1 protein-coding gene is annotated in these 3177 nt (G+C 58.8%); it reads right to left on the bottom strand.

Annotated elements, in window-relative coordinates:
- On the bottom strand, nucleotides 1-3177 hold a 3177-nt coding region (locus tag ABYO54_RS15600; protein WP_372809158.1), incomplete at both ends, for an SDR family NAD(P)-dependent oxidoreductase.

The raw sequence follows: 3177 nt of genomic DNA, 5'->3' as shown, positions 1-3177 counted from the left end.
GCAGCCATCTCCTCGATGGTCCGAAGCGGCTCGCATTGGCCTCCCAGATCTTCAGGGCGCAAGGCATAAATGGGCCATCCATGGTCCAGATAGCGGTCGAAACTCTCAAAGCCAACCACGTCTCCAAAGCCGGCATGGATAAAAAACAGCGGCGGCCGATCGCCCTCCTCGCGGATCGGGACCAATGAATTCCAAAGGCCCAGGTCGCTTTCGCCCTGCTCCGTGAGCCGGGCCAGTTGTGCAATGGTCGGAGCTTGGAACAGGCTTGCGAGCGGCAGCATCATGCCCATGGCCTGTTCCATCTCGATAAACAGGCGCGCCGCCTGTACCGAGGTTCCCCCCAATTCAAAAAAATTATCATCCCGGCCGACCGCAGAAAGCCCGAGAACGGCTTGCCAAATGTCCGCCAGTTTTTTCTCAGCTGGGGTTTGCGGCACGCCTTGACCTTTTCGGGCACTTGCCATTCCCATAAGGGATACTCGATCCACCCGACCATCGGGGCCAACCGGAAGCCGGGCCAGCCGTTCGACCCGCCCGCAGGCCGGGCGCATCACTCGCTGTAGCTCCTGGTCGCCGAGAGTTGACTGGAGATAGGCCACCGGCTGCTGGTTCCACAGCAGCCCATCGCGACACATGCGCTGAACCGCGGGCTTCCTGCGGTCCAAACCAAATACCAGTTCGTTGAGCCGGTATCGCAACCCAACCAGCACCGACTGCAATCCGGCCGTGGCCGACATGGCAACCTGCCCCTGCGCCTGCCGGGCCTGCTGGCCGGAATATCCCTGATTCACCCCGATTTGCGACCACGTGCTTGAACAAAAGCAATAATGCTGGGCATGCCCGGCCAGCCGCGCATGTTGCTGGAAGTGGTTCAAAAACATGTTGCTGGCGGAATAGGCGCCCACCGTTGAACCGCCAACGAGGCTGATCACCGACGACATGCTGACAAACAGGCAATCCGGCCGATCCTTGACCAGCTGGTGCAAAACCCAGGTCCCGGCCACCTTGGCCCGCAGTGCCGCAGACATGCTCTCCCAGGTTTCATCAACGATCAACCGTTCGGGAGCGACGCCGGCCAGGTGGATGATTCCCCCCAGCGGCATTTGCCAGCGTTGCGAGAACTCCTCCACCCATCGCTCCATGGTTAGGCAATCGTCCACGTCGGCAACCACATAGTCCACATGACCATCCAGCGCCTGCAATATTTCCAGGCGTTGCCGGCGCAGCTCCCCCAACGAGGACGAGCCTGAGTCCTCGAGCGAACTTCGCCCCACCAGCAAAACGTTGGCACCCTGGTATTGCAGGAGATATTGGGCCAGCTCAAAACCAACACCACCCAAGCCGCCGGTGATCAAATAGAAACGGTCCTTTTTAAACGGCAAGGACGAGGGGGTTTCCTTTTCCCAGTTGAAGGGGGCAATGCGCGGAACAAACCGGCCGCTCTTTCGGAGGGCAACTTCGCGTTCGGGTTGCGGGACGCACAGTTCTTCGAGCACCGCATCCACGTTTTCAGACAAAGGGCCAAACTCCAGGTCCAGATGCCGGCAATCCATCCAGGCCAGCTCCCGGGGGATGGTTTTGATCAAACCCAGGATCGGGCTCTTTGCATAGTCCAAGACAGTGTCCACCCCATCGACCAACTGGCCGTAGGTGGAAACGACCTGCAGGCGAAGCAACGGCTGATCGGGCGTTGCACTCCGGGCGAGCGTCTGAACAATATGAAACAGGGAACAGGCACCGACTGACTGAACGGCATCGAGATCGTGAGTCGATGCGATGGAATTGACCGACGGCTGATAGAGCCAGCAATGTACGATGACATCCGGCAACCGGGATGGATAGGCCTCCGCGATCAGTTTTTGGTAATCGTCCGGGGCATCCGGCGCAATGGCAAAGCGGGCACCCGCTAGCTTTACAAATCCATCGGCGGGCTCAACCGTAGCGCAGTGATGGCCTTGAGCCTTCAGCGCCTCCGCAAGCGCCTCGCCGAACCCCTCCCCATCGCAAAAGACCAACACGTGGCTAGAAACCGGTAGCGACTGCAGCAATGCGGCCTGCTGCCTTTGCCAACAGGGCTTAAAAAACCAATCGGGCAAGGTTCGCTGGTTCTCCAACAACCGGTCAACGGATTTGATACGGTCATCGAATGCGCGGGCCTCGAAAAGGTCCTTCAGCTTGAGTCGCTGGATTTTTCCCGCCGAAGTTTTCGGAATCTCCGCCGCTTCAACCGGCAGAAGATGGCTCGCTTGAACCCCCAGTTTCCGGGCAAGCGCACTTTGAATGTTCTTCAACAGCGCCTTGAGTTCGTCCGGCTCTACTGCTTGACGGCAAAAAAAGACGAGCAATTGATCGGTATCCTGGCCAGCCTGCCGAAGTCCGCAGGCTGCGGTATAGCTCGGCAACACCCCGTCGACCTCTTCGACAATGGCTTCGATCTCCGGGCAGGAATGGTTCAGCCCGTTGATGATGATGATATCTTTTTCACGACCGGTGACCGTGAGGCGGCCCTCTTTTATGTAGCCCAGGTCCCCGGTTTTGAACCACCCGTCCGCGGTGAACTCGCTCGCATTCAATTCTGTGTTTTCGTAGTAGCCGGCCATCACCATCGGGCCCTTGATCTGCAGACGCCCAACCGTTCCTTCGGAGACGACCCGATCGAGCCCGTCCACAATACGCATCCTGAAACCGGCGGTCGGCGCACCAACTTCGACGTAGGGATACTCTTCGCTCGGCAACCGGTCCAGATAGTCATGCGAGAAGGTGACGGCCGCGCACGTTTCCGACATGCCCCAGGCCGCATGCATCATCTCCCGCTTGAATCCATGCGGAGCAAGCAAACGAACAAACGTCTGGGCCGTTTTTGGAATAATGGCTTCAGCCACGCTCAGCATGGAACGCAGCGAGGATAGGTCCCACTCTCTCTGCGAAGCAGCACCGAGCTCTTTGTTGATCAGCCCCAACGCAAAATTGGGAGCCCATGCAAAGGTAACGGCATACTGCTCGATCCAGTCCAATAGCCGCAGCGGTGCTTCCAGCACGAGTTCCGCCGGCGCGTGGATCTGATTAGAACCCACATAGATATCGCGGATCGAGCAGCGAACCAGACTGCCGACATGGTCGAGCCGCAACCAGTTCAGGGATACGTCATCAGCCCCGAAAGCATTGACCTGCGCGCTG

The organism is Pontiella sp. (assembly GCF_041622395.1).
Lineage (GTDB): Bacteria > Verrucomicrobiota > Kiritimatiellia > Kiritimatiellales > Pontiellaceae > Pontiella.
This window is presented reverse-complemented; position numbering and strand designations above follow the sequence as displayed.